The organism is Mesorhizobium sp. WSM4847, assembly GCF_055811335.1.
Genome location: NZ_JBVVPY010000048.1, coordinates 1 through 17,156, shown reverse-complemented (window position 1 = coordinate 17,156; position 17,156 = coordinate 1). Strand labels below are relative to the sequence as shown.

Below are 17,156 nucleotides of genomic sequence, written 5' to 3'. Positions count from 1 at the left end.
AAAATCTGGGCAAAAGAGCCTGAACGGTTCCGATTCGATCCCACCCATCAAATGCCGGGACTAAACACCTAGGGTCTCCGCGACGTCGCTTCGCTCCTGCTCCGCCCTAGCTAGGATGACGAAGGCGTGTTGGCTTGTAGCTAATCGCAGATGGCGGAGATTTGGCAGTTGCGTCGCAGCGTAGGTAGGCTGATGACAAGCGAAGGCGTTCGAAATTAGCCGACGCCTCTCTCGCATCGCGCCGCAACCCGCCCCAGGCGGGTTTTTTTGTTTCAGGCCGACATCAAACAATCCCACCGCCGCCGCCGGCAACCGCCGGCCGTTCCGCCGCGACCTTGGCTCGGTAGCCGGCGGCGCGATAGGTGGCGACCGGATCGATGGCGCCGCCCGTGTTCAGCCGCGCCATGGCGAGGATCGGCTCGACATCGGTGCGATAGGCGGACTTCAGCGTCTGCGTCGCCATCAGCGCGTCGTTGGCATCCTGATAGCCTTCCAGCGCCTGGCGATCGACCAGCAGCGCCTGCGCATAGGCGCGCTGCACCTCTACCGCCGACAACATCAGGCTTTCGATCGGGTCGGTGACATTGTGGCTCTGGTCGAGCATGTGAGCCGGATCAAAACCTTCGGCACCGGCAAGCTCGGTATCGACCAGTTCGTTGAAGACGAGGAACAGCCGGTAGGGATCGATCGAGCCGGCGTCGAGATCGTCGTCGCCATATTTCGAATCGTTGAAATGGAAGCCGCCGAGTTTCTTGAACTGGATCAGCCGCGACACGATCATCTCGATGTTGACGTTGGGCGCGTGATGGCCGAGGTCGACCAGGCAAAAGGCCTTGTCGCCGAGCTCTTTGGCGATGATGTAGTTGGTGCCCCAATCCTGCACGACCGTCGAATAGAAGGCCGGCTCGTACATTTTGTGCTCGGTGAACAGCTTCCAGTCGTCAGGCAGTCCGGCGTAGATCTCCTTCATTGCGTCGAGATAACGCTCGAACGCCTTGGCGAAATTGACCTGGCCGGGGAAATTCGAGCCGTCGCCGATCCACACCGTCAGCGCCTTGGAGCCCAGCTTCTTGCCGATCTCGATGCATTCGAGATTGTGCTCGACCGCCTGCCGGCGGGTGCCGGCGTCGGCATGCGACAGCGAGCCGAACTTGTAGGACAGTTTTTGATCACTGGCGTCGGAGAAGGTATTGGAGTTCATGGCGTCGAAGCCAAGGCCGAAGCGCGAGGCCGCCTGTTTCAGCCGGTTCGGGTCGGCCGTGTCCCACGGAATGTGCAGCGAGACGGTGGGTGTCGCCTGCGTCAACTGCCGGATGACGGCGCAGTCCTCGATCTTGTCGAAGATATCGCGCGGCTCGCCGGCGCCGGGAAAGCGGGCAAAGCGGGTGCCACCGGTGCCGACGCCCCAGGACGGGATCGCCACGGCGAATTTTTCGACCTTGCCGCGGATGGCGTCGACGGCGATGCCGCGGCGGTCGAGGCGTTCGCCGAGCGCATCGTAATCGCGCTTGAGCTCGGCCGCGCGCGCGAGATTGTCCTTGTCGACGATGTCGGCTGAGATGATGGTTTCGGACATGGTGCTTCCTCCCAAATGCGTTCGGTTGGCGCTGCCCCTCATCCGCCTGCCGGCACCTTCTCCCCGTATAGCGACGGGGAGAAGGACAAGCGTGTCCGGCATTGGCGACCCCCTCTCCCCGTTGTTCGCGGGGAGAGGGTAAGGGTGAGGGGCAGCGCCACCCTCAAAAAATGATCGCCTAGCGCGTAAAACTCTGGGCGTTGCCGGCGTCGACATTGACGATATTGCCGGTCGACTTGGCCGACATGTCGGAGGCGAAGAAATAGATCGCCTCGGCGATGTCTTCGGGGAACACCGAACGCTTCAGCATCGAGCGTGAGCGGTAGTGTTCCTCAAGGTCGTCAGTCGACATCTTGTAGGCGGCGGCGCGCTGTTCCTTCCACTCGCCGGCCCAGATCTTCGAGCCGCGCAGCACGGCGTCGGGATTGACGACATTGACCCTGATCTGGGCCTCCGCGCCTTCCAGCGCCAGGCAGCGCGCCAGATGGATTTCGGCGGCCTTGGCCGTGCAATAGGCGGCGGCATTGGGCGATGCGGCAAGCCCGTTCTTGGAGGCGACGAAGACGACATTGCCGCCGATCTTCTGCGCCCGAAACAGCCGGAATGCTTCGCGCGACGCGAGGAAATAGCCGGTCGACAAGATGTCCATGTTCTTGTTCCATAGCGCCAGCGTCGTCTCCTCGATCGGCGCCGAGGTTGCCAGGCCGGCATTCGACACCAGGATGTCGATGCCGCCGAACTCGACAGCCGTCTCGGCGAAACCGGAGATCACCTGGTCCTCTGACGTGACGTCGATCACCACCGGCCGCACGAAATCCTTGCCATGGGCCTTGGCCAATTCGTCATTGGCGCTGGCAAGGGCGGTCTCGTCGATGTCGGCCAGCACGACGCAGGCGCCCTCGCGCAGCAGCCGGTTGGCCGTCGCCCGGCCGATGCCGCCGGCGCCGCCGGTGATCAGCGCGATCTGGCCGGCAAGCGCTTTCGGCTTGGGCAGGCGCTGCAGCTTCGCCTCTTCGAGCAGCCAGTATTCGATGTCGAAGGCTTCCTGCTCGGGCAGGCCGACATAGGTCGACACTGTCGAGGCACCGCGCATGACATTGATGGCATTGACGTAGAATTCGCCCGAAATGCGCGCCGTCGCCTTGTCGCCGGCGAAGGTGAACATGCCGACGCCGGGCATCAGATAGACCACGGCGTTCGGATCACGCACCGGCGGCGAATCCGCATGCTTGCACCTGTCATAATAGGCCTGGTAGCCAACGCGATACTCCGCCAAATCGTCGGCGAGACGGGCGATGACGGCGTCGACATCAGGATTTTTGGGGTCGAATTCGATGACCAGCGGCCGGATCTTGGTGCGCAGGAAATGATCCGGGCAGGAGGTGCCGAGCGCCGCCAGCGGGCGCAAATCCTTCGAATTGACGAATTCGAGCACGGCCGGCGAATCGTCGAAATGGCCGAGCTTGTGGCTTTTCTCCGAAATCAGGCCGCGGATCCTCGGCATCAGCCTTGCCGCCACGGCGCGACGCGCCGGCGCGTCGAGCGATTTGACGACTTCGCCGCCGAAGATCGGCTTGCCTTCAGACTTGCGCTCGAACCAGTCGATCGCCTGGTTGATCACCGAGATCGTCGTCTCGTAGCATTCCTTTGGAGTGTCGCCCCAGGTGAACAGGCCATGGCTTGCCAGCACAACGCCCTTGGCCTCAGGGTTTTCGGAGCAGAATTTTTCCAGCCACAGGCCGAGCTCGAAGCCCGGACGATTCCATGGCAGCCAGCCGATCGCGTCACCGAAGATCTCCCTGGTCAGCGCCTGCGTATCCTTGGCGGCGGCAATCGCGATGATGGCGTCGGGATGCATGTGGTCGACATGCGGCTTCGGCACGAAGGCGTGCAGCGGCGTGTCGATCGAGGCCGCGCGTGGGTTAAGATTGAAGGTGCAATGGGGCAGATAGGCGACCATCTCGTCCTCATGCTCGAGGCCGCGATAGAGACCCTTAAGCGCGCGCAACTTGTCCATGTAGAGGGTGGCGAAACCGTCGAGCTTGATCGAGGCGCTGTCGCCGCCGGATCCCTTCACCCACAGCACTTCCACGCTTTCGCCGGTGAGCGGATCCTTTTGCCAGATCTTGGAAGAGGTGTTGCCGCCGCCATAGTTGGTGACGCGCTTGTCGGAGCCAAGAACATTCGAGCGATAGACGAGACGTTCCGGCTCGCTCATTCCCAGGGCTGTCGCATCATCCCAAAGATTGGCGAGGCGCGTGCCGGAGCGCTTGTCAAGCATAGGTAATCCTCCCGTGACGTGAGACGCGCAAACGGTGCGGTCAATTGCGACCGCATAGCGGGTCAGCTTCGGTCGAATGTCCACGGAAGCAGCGGCATTGTCAATCACAAACGATCAAGATTGATCATATTGCACTGCGCAATGGAATTATATGATCGGAAATGATTGACACTGCGCGTTTTGGGTGCCTAGATGCTGAGGCAGGGAGGAACCATGCACGAGAAAGAGCGCCACAGGATCATTTTGTCCGCCGTCCAGGAAAAGCCTGTGGTGACGGTGCAGGAGATGGTCGACCTGACGGACTCGTCCGAAGCGACGATCCGGCGCGACATCGCCGCACTGCATGTGCAAAAGCGCCTGCGCCGGGTGCGTGGCGGCGCCGAGGCGATCAGCCCGCCGCAATTCATCGGCCTTGCCGGCCGGCCTTTTTCCGTCAACGAGACGATCAACGCTGCGCAGAAGCGGGCGATCGCGCGGGACGCCGTGGAACTGTGCAAGGACGGCGAGCCGATCATCATCAATGGCGGCACCACCACCTTCCAGATGGTGCATTTCCTGACCGGTCGCCGCATGCCGATCTTCACCAATTCCTTTCCGATCGCCGAGCACCTGCTCAAGCACTCCAAGAACACGGTGATGCTGTCGGGCGGCACCATCTACCGCGAGCAGAACATCATCCTGTCGCCCTTCGACAATGACGTGACGCGCAATTTCTATGCGCGCCGCATGTTCATGGGCGCGCAAGGGCTCGGGCCACTCGGCCTGATGGAAGGCGATCCGCTGCTGATCCAGGCCGAGCAGAAACTGGTCGATCAGGCCGACGAACTGGTGGTGCTGGTCGACTCGTCAAAATTCCGCAAACGCTCGAGCCTGATCCTGTGCGGCCTGTCGCGCATTGCCACGGTCATCACCGACGACGGCATCGAGGATCGCGAGGCCAAGATGTTGGAGGCCGCCGGTGTGACGCTGATCGTCGCCCGCACAACGGCAGGCAATAGGGAAGAATCTTCGCTGCAGGCCTGAGGGTTCGCAGCGGCGATGGAATGCAACGCTCAAGGGAGGATATTCGATGAGCTTTCTGAAGAAATTGATGGTTACGGCGGCGTTCTCCGCCGCCATCTTCGTGAATGCGGCCTATGCCGAGAACGTCAAGATCGCGCTGGTGGTGAAGTCGCTCGGCAACGGCTTCTTCGATGCCGCCAACAAGGGCGCCGAAGAGGCGGCCAAGGAACTCGGCGACGTCGATATCATCTACACCGGCCCGACCAAGGCGACCGCCGAAGCGCAGATCGAGGTGATCAATTCGCTGATCGCCCAAAAGGTCAACGCGATCGCCATTTCGGCCAATGACGCCGACGCGCTGGTGCCGGCGCTGAAGAAGGCGATGGATCGCGGCATCACCGTCATCTCGTGGGATTCCGGCGTCGCTCCGGAAGGCCGCCAGCTCCACCTCAACCCCTCGGACACCAACCTGATCGGCGAGACCATCATCAAGCTTGCCGCCGACTATCTGCCGGAAGGCGGCGATGTCGCCATACTGTCGGCTTCGTCGACCGCGACCAACCAGAACGCCTGGATCGAAGCGGCCAAGAAGGTGCTGCCGGAGAAATTCCCCAAGATCAATCTCGTCGCCACCGTCTATGGCGACGACGACTCGGCCAAGAGCACGGACGAGGCCAAGGGCCTGCTGAAATCCTATCCGAACCTCAAGGCGATCATCGCACCGACCACCGTCGGCGTCGTGGCCGCTGCCCAGGTGGTGACCGACCAGGGCCTGATCGGCAAGGTCAATGTCACCGGCCTGGCGCTGCCGTCGGAGTTCAAGAAGTTCATCGACAACGGCGCCAGCCAGGCTGTCGCACTGTGGAACCCGATCGATCTCGGCTACTCGGCCGTCTACCTCGCCCATGATCTGGCGGTGAAGAAGGAAGAAGCCAAGCCGGGTGCGACGCTGTCGATCGGCCGTGTCGGCAAGGTCACCCTCGACGACACCAACTCGGCCGCGATGGCTCCGCCCTTCAAGTTCGACAAGTCGAACATCGAAGAGTTCTCCAAGATCTATTGATCCTGGAGCCCTTCAAGCCGGCGCGGCGGAGCTCAAGTTCCGCCGCGTCCTCAAACGGACCTGCTTAAGGGCTTGATACGACTATGGACACGACAGCCCAACTCGACCCGACCACTGAGCAGCCTTTGGCTGCGGCTCCGCACCTGACCCTGGCCGGCATCTCGAAGAGTTTTCCCGGCGTGCGCGCGCTGCACGACGTCAGCCTGTCGCTCTACCCAGGCCAGGTGACCGCGCTGATCGGCGAGAACGGCGCCGGCAAGTCGACGCTGGTCAAGATCATGACAGGCATCTACCAGCCTGACACAGGCACGATCAGTATCGATGGCCAGGCCGTGACCTTGCCCAGCGCGCATGCCGCCTTCGGGCACGGCATCACCGCCATCCACCAGGAAACCGTGCTGTTCGACGACCTGACGGTGGCCGAGAACATCTTTCTCGGCCATGCGCCGCGATCGCGCCTCGGCACCATCGACTGGCGCACCATGCGCAAGAATGCTCGTGAAGTACTGAACACCATGGGCGCCGGCCACATCGACGCCGATGCGCGGCTGAAGGATCTCGGCATCGCCAACAAGCACCTCGTCGCAGTCGCCCGCGCCATGTCGATCGACGCCCAGATCGTCATTATGGACGAGCCGACCGCAGCGCTGTCGCTGAAGGAGATCGAGGAGCTGTTTTTGCTGGTCGAGTTCCTGAAGAGCGAAGGCAAGGCGATCCTGTTCATCAGCCACAAGTTCGACGAGATCTATCGCATCGCCGACCGTTACACGGTGTTCCGCGACGGCGAGATGGTCGGCGAAGGCCTGATCAGGGATGCCGGCCAGAGCCAGATCGTGCGCATGATGGTCGGCCGCGCCGTCGATCACATCTTTCCGCAACGCAAGGCCGAGATCGGCGCGCCGGTGCTTGCCGTCTCCGGCCTGTCGCACCCGACCGAGTTCGACGACATCGGCTTCGAGCTGCACAGAGGCGAGATCCTCGGCTTCTACGGCCTTGTCGGCGCCGGGCGCAGCGAGGTGATGCAGGCGATATCAGGCATCACCCGCACCAGCAGCGGCACCATCACGCTGGAAGGCAAGGCGATCATGCCGAAATCGGCGGCGGATTCGATCGACGCCGGCATCGTCTACGTGCCGGAAGAACGCGGCAAGCAAGGCGTGGTGATCGGCCTGCCGATCTTCCAGAATATCTCGCTGCCCTCGCTCAAGCGCACATCCAAGTCAGGTGTGTTGCAACTGGCCGAAGAGTTCGCGCTAGCCCGTTCCTATACCGAGCGGCTCGATCTGCGCGCCGCCTCGCTCAGCCAGGACGTCGGCACTTTGTCGGGCGGCAACCAGCAGAAGATCGTCATCGCCAAATGGCTGGCGACCGCGCCCAAGGTGATCATCCTCGACGAGCCGACCAAAGGCATCGACATCGGCTCGAAAGCCGCCGTGCACGGCTTCATGGCCGAGCTGGTCGCTCAAGGGTTATCGGTGATCATGGTGTCGTCCGAACTGCCCGAGATCCTCGGCATGTCCGACCGGGTCATCGTCATGCGCGAGGGCCGCATCGCCTCGATCTATGACAACAAGGGGCTCGACGCCGAAACGCTGGTCAAGACGGCAGCAGGGATTGTGGCATGAAGGTTTTGCTCAAATATCGCGAAGTCTGGCTGCTCGCGGCAATCGTCGTGCTGATCGGGCTGATCTCGATGCGCTTTCCGGGCGTTGCTGCCTTCGGCAATCTGCGCCAGGTGTTCAACGACACCTCGATCCTGATGATCCTGGCGCTGGGGCAGATGGTGGTGATCCTGACCCGCTCGATCGACCTGTCGATGGCGTCGAACCTGTGCTTCACCGGCATGGTGGTGGCGATGCTGAACGCCGCGCATCCGGCAATCCCGATCCCGCTGCTGATCGTCATCGCACTTCTGGTCGGCCTGGTGCTCGGCGCGATCAACGGCCTGCTGGTATGGCGGCTGAACATTCCCTCGATCGTGGTGACGCTCGGCACGCTCACCATCTATCGCGGCGCCACCTTCGTCATTTCAGGCGGCGCCTGGGTCAATGCCGATCAGATGAGCCCTGATTTCATCGGCCTGCAGCGCGCGGCCTTTCTCGGCATTCCAGTGCTGTCGTGGATCGCCATACTGGTCATCGCCTTGTTCTTCCTGTTGATGACGCGCACCGCGCTCGGCCGCTCGATCTATGCCATCGGCGTCAATCCGACAGCATCGATCTACGCCGGCCTCGATGTCGGCCGCACCAAGTTCATTGTCTTCTGCATCTCGGGGATGGCCGCCGGTCTGTGCGGCTATCTCTGGATCTCACGCTATGTCATCGCCTCGGTCGAGGTCGCCAATGGCTACGAGCTCAACATCATCGCCGCCTGCGTCATCGGCGGCATCTCGATCGCCGGCGGCATCGGCTCGGTCGGCGGCGCAGTGCTTGGTGCGCTGTTCCTCGGCATCATCTCCAACGCGCTGCCGGTCATCAACATCTCGCCGTTCTGGCAGATGGCGATTTCGGGCAGCGCCATCATCCTGGCCGTGGTGCTCAACGCGCGCGGCGAACGCCGGCAAGGCCGCATTATTCTCAAGAAGGCGGAAGCGGCATGACCGACACCCCAGCCCCGCGCCACATTCCCGACCGGCTCGACACGCCGCTCAACTCGGCGATCTTCTCGTGGGAGGCGCTGCTGGTCGCGGTGGCGGTCGCCATCTTTGCCGTCAACAGCTTCGCCTCGCCCTATTTCCTCGACGCGTGGTCGCTGTCGGACCTGACCTTCAACTTCACCGAGAAGGCGCTGATCGCGCTCGCCATGGCGCTGCTGATCATTTCCGGAGAGATCGACCTGTCGGTCGCCGCCATCATTGCGCTGGCCTCGACGATGATGGGCATGGCGGTGCAGGCCGGCGCCGGCACGCCGGTGCTGGTGGCGATCGGCATCCTGGTCGGGCTCGGCTGCGGCGCCTTCAACGGGCTGCTCGTCACCAGGCTCGGCCTGCCGTCGATCGTCGTCACCATCGGCACGATGAGCCTGTTTCGCGGCATCGCCTTCATCGTCCTCGGCGACCAGGCCTACAAAGGCTATCCCTCCAGCTTCGCCTTCTTCGGCCAGGGCTATGTCTGGTGGGTGGTGTCGTTCGAGCTGACGCTGTTCCTCGTCGCGGCGGTCATCTACTGGTTCCTTCTGCACCGGACCAGCTTCGGCCGTCGCGTCTTCGCCATCGGCAACAACCCGGTCGCGGCACAGTTTTCCGGCGTGCGTGTCGGCCGCATCAAGTTCATCCTGTTCTGCCTGACCGGGCTGATGGCGGGCATCGCCTCGGTGCTGATCACCTCGCGGCTCGGCTCGACCCGGCCATCGATCGCGCAAGGCTATGAATTGGAAGTCATCACCATGGTGGTGCTGGGTGGCGTCAGCATCCTGGGCGGCGCCGGCAGCATTTTGGGCGTGGTGCTCGCTGCCTTCATCATGGGGCTGGTGACTTTCGGCCTGGGGCTGCTCAATGTGCCCGGCATCGTCATGTCGATCTTCATCGGCCTGCTGCTGATCATCGTCATCGCGCTGCCCATCGTCTGGCGGCGGGTGCGGCGGGAGCGTTTTACCTGATGGCCGAGAAATACGCGTTCAAGATGAAGCTCAATCCCGGCATGAAGGCCGAATACAAAAGGCGTCATGACGACATCTGGCCGTCGCTGGTCGCACTGCTGAAACAGGCCGGCGTTTCCGACTATTCGATCCATCTCGACCATGAGACCAACACCTTGTTCGGCGTGCTGTGGCGGCGCGACGGCCACGGCATGGACGAATTGCCGAAGCACAAGGTGATGCAGCGCTGGTGGGCTGAAATGGCCGACATCATGGAGACCAGGCCTGATAACGAGCCGGTGGCGGTGCCGCTGGAAACAATGTTCCATATGGAATGACCCGCCACGTCGCCGTCATCGATATCGGCAAGACCAACGCCAAGGTGGCGCTGGTCGATCTCGCCGATCTGCGCGAAGTTGCGCTGCGCCGTATGGCGAACGCGCCTGTCCTTGACGGTCCCTACCCGCACCACGATGTTGAGCTTCTGTGGTCGTTCATCCTCGACAGCCTCGCCGAGATCAATCGCGAACAGCGCATCGACGCGATATCGATCACCACCCATGGCGCGACGGGCGTGCTGGTGGACACTGCCGGCGAGTTGGCGCTGCCGGTGCTCGACTATGAATTTGCCGGGCCCGACACCCTTGCCGAGGACTATGACACGAACCGTCCGGCCTTCGCCGAGACGGGCACGCCGCGCCTGCCGGTCGGCCTCAATCTCGGCGCGCAGCTGTTCTGGCAGCAGAAGCGCTTCCCGGCGGAGTTCGCCAAGGCCGCCGCGATGCTGATGTACCCGCAATACTGGGCCTTGCGCCTGGCCGGCGTCGCCGCCAACGAAGTGACTTCGCTTGGCTGCCACACCGATCTGTGGAACCCGTGGAAGGCCGATTTTTCGTCGCTGGTCGACAAGATGCAATGGCGTCATCTGATGGCGCCGGTGCGGCCGGCGAAAGATCGCCTTGGCCCGATCCTGCCCGCGCTTGCGATACGGACCGGGCTTGATCCGCAAACGCCGGTGTTTTGCGGCTTGCACGATTCCAACGCCTCGCTGCTGCCGCATCTCCTGTCCGATACGCCGCCGTTCTCGGTCGTCTCGACCGGCACCTGGGTGGTGTCGATGGCGGTTGGCGGCAACAAGATCGCGCTCGACCCGGCCCGCGACACGCTCGTCAACGTCAACGCGCTCGGTGATCCGGTGCCGTCGGCGCGTTTCATGGGCGGCCGTGAGTTTTCGCTGCTGACGGAAGGCCAATCGGAAGACTGGACCAAAGAGGATATCGCCACAGCGCTCGCGCGGAAGACGTCCCTGCTGCCTTCGACCCAACAGGGTTCGGGGCCGTTCCCGCATCACAGGGCAGCATGGCTCGACGCAGACGGCATCAACGGCGGCCAGCGCTTTGCCGCCATCTCTTTCTACCTGGCGCTGATGACCGCGACCTGCCTCGACCTGATCGACGCCGGCGGCCCGACGACCGTCGAGGGGCCGTTCGCCCGCAACCGGCTTTTCACGCGCATGCTCGCTGCAGCCACCGCACGTGCCGTCATCGCGTCGGAGGCCGCAACCGGCACCAGCATCGGCGCCGCCCTGTTGGCGTCGGACCAAGGAACGGTACAAGGCGCCGGCGAAAGGTTCGAACCGCCGGTCGACCCGGCCTGGGCGGATTACGCACGTTCATGGCGCGCGGCGGTCGACGCACAGGGCTGATCACAAAATCCGCTTGCCAAACGCCGACATGACGAAATTGACCGTTTCCGCCGCCAATCGCGGTTCCAGAGCTGATGTCAGGCCGGAAACGTCCATCGACAACAGCCCGCCGGACAACGCGATCGCCTCCATGGCCTGATGCGTTTCGCGCACCGTGATGCCGCCGGAGCCTGCCGCCCAGCCGGCGAATTCGGTCACCTCAGGCGTATAGCTGACATGAAAGCCTTGCGTGCCGGAGCTGGCGATGCGGATCGCCTCGTGCATCACGTCGCGCATGCCCATGGCGTCGATGTCGGTCATGGTGAAGGCGCAGACGCGCGAATCCTTCAGCACCCGGGCCTCGGCCGGATCTGCATGGCGCAAACCGACAATGACGACGTTTTCCGGCGACAGTTGTGGCTGCAGCGCGCCGGGCTTGTGATCGAGGCCGAGCGCCCGCGCCAGCACCGAAGCTTCCGGCAGGTCGATGCCGTCTTCGTCCTCGGGCATCAGCGCGGCGATGGAATCGATCCAGATCAGGCCAAACGAGTGCGTCGCCCGCGCGGTCGCCGTCAGCGCCGTGTGGGCGATGCGCCGGTCGCTGCCGGCGGTGAGCCGGACCAGGCCGGACGGCGGCCGCTCGATATCGGCCAGTTCGACGACATCGAAATTCATCGCCTCCAGCCGGGCGCCGGTCGCCTCCCTGGCCAGGATGCCGGCCGCCGCCGGTTCGGCAGATATCGACACCATCTTGCGGCCGGAGAAATCCTCGACATCGTGCATTGGCGCCTTTTCGACATATTCCGAGGTCATTGCCAGCAGCATGGCGCCATAGCTCATGCGGAAGGCGACACGATCGCCGACGGCGGGTGGCGGCTCGGCATCGGTCACGTCGAGAAGCAGATGGTCGCTGGAGGCGCCAAGCACCCGCACGCCCTTGGCAATCGGCGTCAAACCTTCGATCAAGACATCCTCGCGGCCGATATTGGCGATGGCGCGCAACCGGTCGCCATCGTCGGCAAACACCGGCTGGTTGCCGAAAGCGTCGTAGCCGGATTGGCCGATCGGCCGCGACGGCTTCAGCTTGACCTCGATGATGTCGCTGGTCAGCCGGCAGGCATCGGGTTCGAGTTCGGCCCACGGCGTCTCGCGGAAGGTTTCGACGCCACCCTGAAGGATCGCCTCGCCGACCCGCAGATTGTTGATGCCGGCGGGCAGCCTGCCTTCGAGCAGCAGCGTCAGCGACGATGACGCGCCGCCCGAGATCCAGTCGAGCCTTGCGCCGGACAGGCGCTCGGTCTTGTAGGCATGGGCGACGAGCTGTCCGAGATTTTCCTGCGTCGGCATGATGGCGCCGAAGCAGCCGAGATTGGTGCCGATGCCGGCGATGCGCACGCCGCTGAGCGCCAGTATCTGTTCGACCGTCGGAATGAGGTCGTTCGGCCAGATGCCTTCCCTGAGGTCGCCAAGATCGATCATCAGCATGATGTCGTGGACGCGGTCCATACGCTCGGCGATGCGCGATAGTTCGCGGATGGTGGCGAGTTCGGATTGCAGGCTGATGTCGACGGTGCGCACAACCTCCTCGATGCGTGCCATCGGCGGACTGCGCAGCAGCATGATCGGGGCGGTGATGCCGCTGTCGCGCAGCCGGCGGATGTTTTCGAAGCGCGATTCGGCGATGCCGGCGACGCCGCCGCGCAGCATGGCGCGCGCCACCTGCGGCATGCCGCAGGTGCCCTTGGTAACGCCGAATACCCTGATGCCGGACAGGGCGCAGCGGTCGACGATGGTGCGCGCATTGCGCTCGATGCTGCCAAGGTCGATGGCGACTTGCGGTCCCGACATTTTTCTACTCAGAATTTGTGCACGGTATTAGACGCATTTATCTTCCCGGTGCCGACACGACGATTAATTCTCCCTCAATTGACATAGACCAGCCCTTGCGGGTCGATCTCCGGCTTGCGGCCGGCGACCTCATCGGCAAGGAATTTTCCCGAGCCGCAGGCCATGGTCCAGCCGACATGGCCGTGGCCGGTGTCGAGGTAGAGATTTCTGTAGCGCGCCCGGCCGATGACCGGCACCGAGTTCGGCATCATCGGCCGCAAGCCGGCCCAGAGCTCGGCCTTGTTCTCGTCGAAGGCGCCTGGGAAAAGCTCCTTGCCGGTCCTGAACATGGCGGCGAAATCGCTCGGCTTGTGGCTGCGATCGAAGCCGGTGAACTCGGCGGTCGAAGCAAGCCGCAGCCGGTTGCCGAGCCTGGAATAGCCGATAAGCTGATCCTCGTCGGCGCCGCCCATGGTCGGCCCTTTGCCCTCGTCCTCCAGCGGCACGGTCGCGGTGTAGCCCTTGACCGGATAGACAGGCAGGTCGATGCCGTAGCGGCGGCCGAGCAGGCCACTCTCCGGCCCCATCGAGATGACCACGGCGTCGGCTGTTATCGGGCCGGCCGAGGTCATCACCGCGCGCACCCGATCGCCTTCGATGTCGAGGCCTTCGACCGTCGTGCCGTAGAGGAACTGGACGCCGAGTTTCTCGGCGGCATAGGCAGCGAGGTTTCGGGTGAATTGGCTGGAGTCGCCGGTCTGGTCGATCGGCGAATAGACGCCGCCGGCTATTCTGTCCCTGGCCCCGGCAAGGCCGGGCTCGATCTCGACCAGCCGGTCGCGGCCGACGATCTCGATCGGCAGACCGTGCTCGGCGAGATAGCGGTAATTGTCGGTGCCGGTATCAAAACTCTGCTGCGAGCGGAAGAAATAGAGAATGCCCTTCTTGCGCTCGTCATAGTGAATGCCGGTGTCGGCCGAGATGGCGTTGATGCAGTCGCGCGAATAAAGCGCCAGGCGCAGCTTGATGTCGGTGTTGGCGCACAGTCGCGCATGCGTGCATTGGCGCAGGAAGCGCAGACTCCAGGCGAAGAAATAAGGATCGAAGCGCAGCCTCACCTTGATGCCGAGATCGTGGTTGTAGAGCGCGCGCAAAAACGTCCTCAGCGCAGCGGGCGAGGCCCAGGCGGTGGCGTCGCCTGGCGACACCAGGCCCGCATTCGATTGGCTGGTGCCTCGCGCCGCCATCGGATGGCGTTCGATCACGGTCACCTCGTGGCCGTCGCTCGCCAGATAGTAGGCCGCCGCCGTGCCGACGACGCCAGCGCCAAGGACCAATATCTTCATGCCGCCCCCAAAGGATCAGACGCGGCCGAAACGCCTCCACGTTTCAGCCGCGCAGCTCCTTCAATAGCGCTTCCACGCTCGATCTACGAGCCCACGGAGGAAAAACCGGGACTTCAGCTCCGCGCCGAATTCTTGCCGGTCAGGATACGCTCCCAAGCCAGCGCGTCGGCGACGATCCGGTCGAGGTCATCGCGTTGCGGGGTCCAACCGATCTCGCGGCGCGCCAGCTCCGAATTGGCGACCACCGCCGCCGCGTCGCCCGCACGGCGCTCGCCGATCCGCACGTCGAAATCATGGCCAAAGACGCGGCGCACGCTGTCGATAACTTCGAGCACCGAATAGCCGTGGCTGTAGCCGCAATTGGCGACGAGGCTTGGTCCCCCGGCGCGCAGCCGTTCCAGCGCCAGCCGATGCGCCGCCGCCAGATCGCTGACATGGATGTAGTCGCGCATGCAAGTGCCGTCGGGCGTCGGATAGTCGGTGCCGAACACCTCCATGAAGGGCCGCTTGCCGAGCGCCGTCTCGCAGGCGACCTTGATCAGATGCGTGGCGCCCGGCGTCGACTGGCCGGTGCGGCCCCTCGGATCGGCGCCGGCGACGTTGAAGTAGCGCAACGCCGTATAGCGCAAGCCGTGGGCGATTGCGGCGTCGCGCAGCATCCATTCGCTCATCAGCTTGGACAGGCCATAGGGCGATTCCGGTGCAAGGCGCGCATCCTCGCGCACCGGCTCCAGCCCGGCGCCGCCATAGACGGCGGCGGTCGAGGAAAAGATGAAATTGGGCACGCCTTCGCGCACCGCGGTCTCGATCAGCGTGCGCGTCTTGCAGGTGTTGTTCTCGTAATAGCCGAGCGGGTCGGCGACCGATTCGGGAACCACGATGGAGCCGGCAAAATGGATGATCGCATCGACATGATTGTCGCGGATGACCCCGCCGACCAGCTCCTTGTCGGCGACATCGCCGACGACAAGCTTTGCCTCCGGCGCCACCGCCCATTCGAAGCCGGTCGAAAGCCGGTCGAGGACGACAACGCTCTCGCCCGCGTCCAGCAGTTCCCAGACCATATGGCTGCCGATATAGCCAGCGCCGCCTGTCACCAAAACCGTCATCCGTGTCCTCGCTGCTCAAGATTAATCGGAAGCTGTCTCCACACCCGCCTTACTGGAAAGCCTGCCACTGGGCCATTAGTCCATTTCCATCAGTGCCCGCGGTAACCAGTCTCATCGGCGCATGGCATCGTCCTGAAACAAAATTGATCCACATCAAGGGAATAGGCCATGATCCGTGGCCGTTAGGAACAGGCTTGGGGCGTGGCATTTTGACCAAAAAGGCCAAGTAGACGGCGAATAGGGCAATGATTATGATCCCACGCAAAAATTGGGAAGCCGAAATGAACTATCAGCGGTTCTTCGAAGACGCGATCGACCAGCTCCACGCCGAGCGTCGCTATCGCATCTTCGCCGACCTCGAGCGCATCGTGGGGAACTTCCCACGCGCCATCTGGCGCGCCAATGGCCGCGCCCAGGAAATCACCGTCTGGTGCTCCAACGACTATCTCGGCATGGGCCAGCATCCCGACGTCATCGCCGCGATGCAGAACGCCGCCGGCAAGATGGGATCCGGCGCCGGTGGCACCCGCAACATCTCCGGCACCAGCAATCCGCTGGTCGAGCTCGAACTGGAACTGGCCGACCTGCACGACAAGGAAGCCGCGCTCGTCTTTACCTCCGGCTTCGTCTCCAACGAAGCTTCGATCTCGACCATTGCGCGGCTGCTGCCCAACTGCCTGATCGTCTCGGACGAGTTGAACCACGCCTCGATGATCGAGGGCGTGCGGCGTTCGGGCGCCGAGAAGAAGATCTTCCGCCACAACGACGTTGCGCATCTCGAAAGCCTGCTGCAGGCGGCGGGCCGCGAGCGCGCCAAGTTGATCGTCTTCGAGAGCGTCTATTCGATGGATGGCGATATCGCGCCAATCAAACAGATCGTCGAACTTGCCGAGCGCTACAACGCCATGACCTATATCGACGAGGTGCATGCCGTCGGCATGTACGGACCGCGCGGCGGCGGCATCACCGAGCGCGAAGGGCTGGCCGACCGTATCGACATCATCGAAGGCACGCTGGCCAAGGCGTTCGGCACGCTCGGCGGCTATATCACCGGCACAAGTGCGGTGATCGATGCCGTGCGCTCCTATGCGCCGGGCTTCATCTTCACCACGGCGCTGCCGCCGGCCATTGCCGCCGCGGCGACCACGTCGATCCGCCATCTCAAGCGCTCACAGGCCGAACGCGCCGCGCAGCAGCGCCAGGCGACGCGGACGAAGCAGGTTCTTACCGCCGCGGGCCTGCCGGTGATGGACTCCGCTACCCACATCGTGCCGCTGCTCGTCGGCGATCCCGAACTGTGCAAGATGGCCAGCGACCGCCTGCTCGGCGTCCACGGCATCTACATCCAGCCGATTAACTACCCGACCGTGCCGCGCGGCACCGAACGGCTGCGCATCACCCCGACGCCATTCCATTCGGATCAGCTGATCGCGGCGCTTCAGGACGCGCTGGTCGAGACCTGGGATGCCTTGGGCATCTCTTACGGTTCTGCGGGCCGGCCGGCGGTGAGGGAAAGCGACCGCGTCATTCCGCTGCTGGTGCCGAAGTCCGGCGGCTGAGCTTCCGCTACCTTCGTCTTCCTAGGGCGTAGCAAGGAGCGAAGCGACGCGGCGCAGACCCTAGGTGTTTGATCCCGGACTTTAATGGCGCATCATTGCCGTCCGAATCAAAGGATGCGCTATGGGACAGGTT

13 protein-coding genes are annotated in these 17,156 nt (G+C 63.4%); 8 read left to right on the top strand and 5 right to left on the bottom strand.

The genetic code is table 11. The annotated features are described in order from the left end of the window. Positions 1 to 283 precede the first annotated feature (283 nt). A complete protein-coding gene (rhaI, locus tag AC0L28_RS33705) occupies positions 284 to 1,576 on the bottom strand; it encodes an L-rhamnose catabolism isomerase (RefSeq protein WP_473482751.1) in 1,293 nt (430 codons plus the stop codon). Positions 1,577 to 1,754: 178 nt separating this feature from the next. Beyond that, the gene (locus tag AC0L28_RS33700) at positions 1,755 to 3,857 is read right to left on the bottom strand and encodes a bifunctional rhamnulose-1-phosphate aldolase/short-chain dehydrogenase (RefSeq protein ID WP_473482749.1); all 2,103 of its coding nucleotides are present in this window, start codon (positions 3,855 to 3,857) and stop codon (positions 1,755 to 1,757) included. 213 nt (positions 3,858 to 4,070) lie between these two features. Here AC0L28_RS33700 and AC0L28_RS33695 point away from each other — a divergent pair, with 213 nt between their 5' ends. The 7 genes from AC0L28_RS33695 (at position 4,071) to AC0L28_RS33665 (ending at position 11,203) form a co-directional block, all read left to right on the top strand. After that, positions 4,071 to 4,880, top strand: coding sequence for a DeoR/GlpR family DNA-binding transcription regulator (locus AC0L28_RS33695; RefSeq protein ID WP_473482747.1), 810 nt, complete (start codon positions 4,071 to 4,073; stop codon positions 4,878 to 4,880). 46 nt (positions 4,881 to 4,926) lie between these two features. Beyond that, positions 4,927 to 5,922, top strand: a complete 996-nt coding sequence (gene rhaS, locus AC0L28_RS33690) for a rhamnose ABC transporter substrate-binding protein (RefSeq protein ID WP_023803287.1) — start codon at positions 4,927 to 4,929, stop codon at positions 5,920 to 5,922. Between the two features lie 83 nt (positions 5,923 to 6,005). Further along, positions 6,006 to 7,547, top strand: coding sequence for a sugar ABC transporter ATP-binding protein (locus tag AC0L28_RS33685; protein WP_473482745.1), 1,542 nt, complete (start codon positions 6,006 to 6,008; stop codon positions 7,545 to 7,547). Next, on the top strand, positions 7,544 to 8,521 hold the full coding sequence (locus AC0L28_RS33680; RefSeq protein WP_473482743.1) for an ABC transporter permease: 978 nt from the start codon (positions 7,544 to 7,546) through the stop codon (positions 8,519 to 8,521). The genes AC0L28_RS33685 and AC0L28_RS33680 overlap by 4 nt, the downstream gene beginning before the upstream one ends. Continuing rightward, positions 8,518 to 9,519, top strand: coding sequence for an ABC transporter permease (locus AC0L28_RS33675; protein ID WP_023803290.1), 1,002 nt, complete (start codon positions 8,518 to 8,520; stop codon positions 9,517 to 9,519). Before AC0L28_RS33680 ends, AC0L28_RS33675 begins: the two co-directional genes overlap by 4 nt. After that, positions 9,519 to 9,836: an L-rhamnose mutarotase gene (gene rhaM, locus AC0L28_RS33670; RefSeq protein WP_473482741.1), complete on the top strand. Its 318-nt coding sequence runs from the start codon at positions 9,519 to 9,521 to the stop codon at positions 9,834 to 9,836. The genes AC0L28_RS33675 and rhaM overlap by 1 nt, the downstream gene beginning before the upstream one ends. Next, complete coding sequence (locus AC0L28_RS33665; RefSeq protein ID WP_473482739.1) at positions 9,833 to 11,203, top strand: FGGY-family carbohydrate kinase; 1,371 nt, start codon at positions 9,833 to 9,835, stop codon at positions 11,201 to 11,203. The genes rhaM and AC0L28_RS33665 overlap by 4 nt, the downstream gene beginning before the upstream one ends. Here the strand turns inward: AC0L28_RS33665 and AC0L28_RS33660 are convergent, their stop codons facing one another. The 3 genes from AC0L28_RS33660 to galE form a co-directional block, all read right to left on the bottom strand. Continuing rightward, positions 11,204 to 13,030, bottom strand: coding sequence for an alanine racemase (locus AC0L28_RS33660; RefSeq protein ID WP_473482737.1), 1,827 nt, complete (start codon positions 13,028 to 13,030; stop codon positions 11,204 to 11,206). 74 nt (positions 13,031 to 13,104) lie between these two features. Next, positions 13,105 to 14,355, bottom strand: a complete 1,251-nt coding sequence (locus AC0L28_RS33655) for a D-amino acid dehydrogenase (protein WP_473482735.1) — start codon at positions 14,353 to 14,355, stop codon at positions 13,105 to 13,107. A 113-nt stretch (positions 14,356 to 14,468) separates the two neighbouring features. Continuing rightward, a complete protein-coding gene (gene galE, locus AC0L28_RS33650) occupies positions 14,469 to 15,464 on the bottom strand; it encodes a UDP-glucose 4-epimerase GalE (protein ID WP_473482734.1) in 996 nt (331 codons plus the stop codon). A 281-nt stretch (positions 15,465 to 15,745) separates the two neighbouring features. On the opposite strand from galE, the gene hemA reads away from it, so the two are divergent. Then, on the top strand, positions 15,746 to 17,023 hold the full coding sequence (gene hemA, locus AC0L28_RS33645; RefSeq protein ID WP_077376755.1) for a 5-aminolevulinate synthase: 1,278 nt from the start codon (positions 15,746 to 15,748) through the stop codon (positions 17,021 to 17,023). Positions 17,024 to 17,156: the final 133 nt, after the last annotated feature.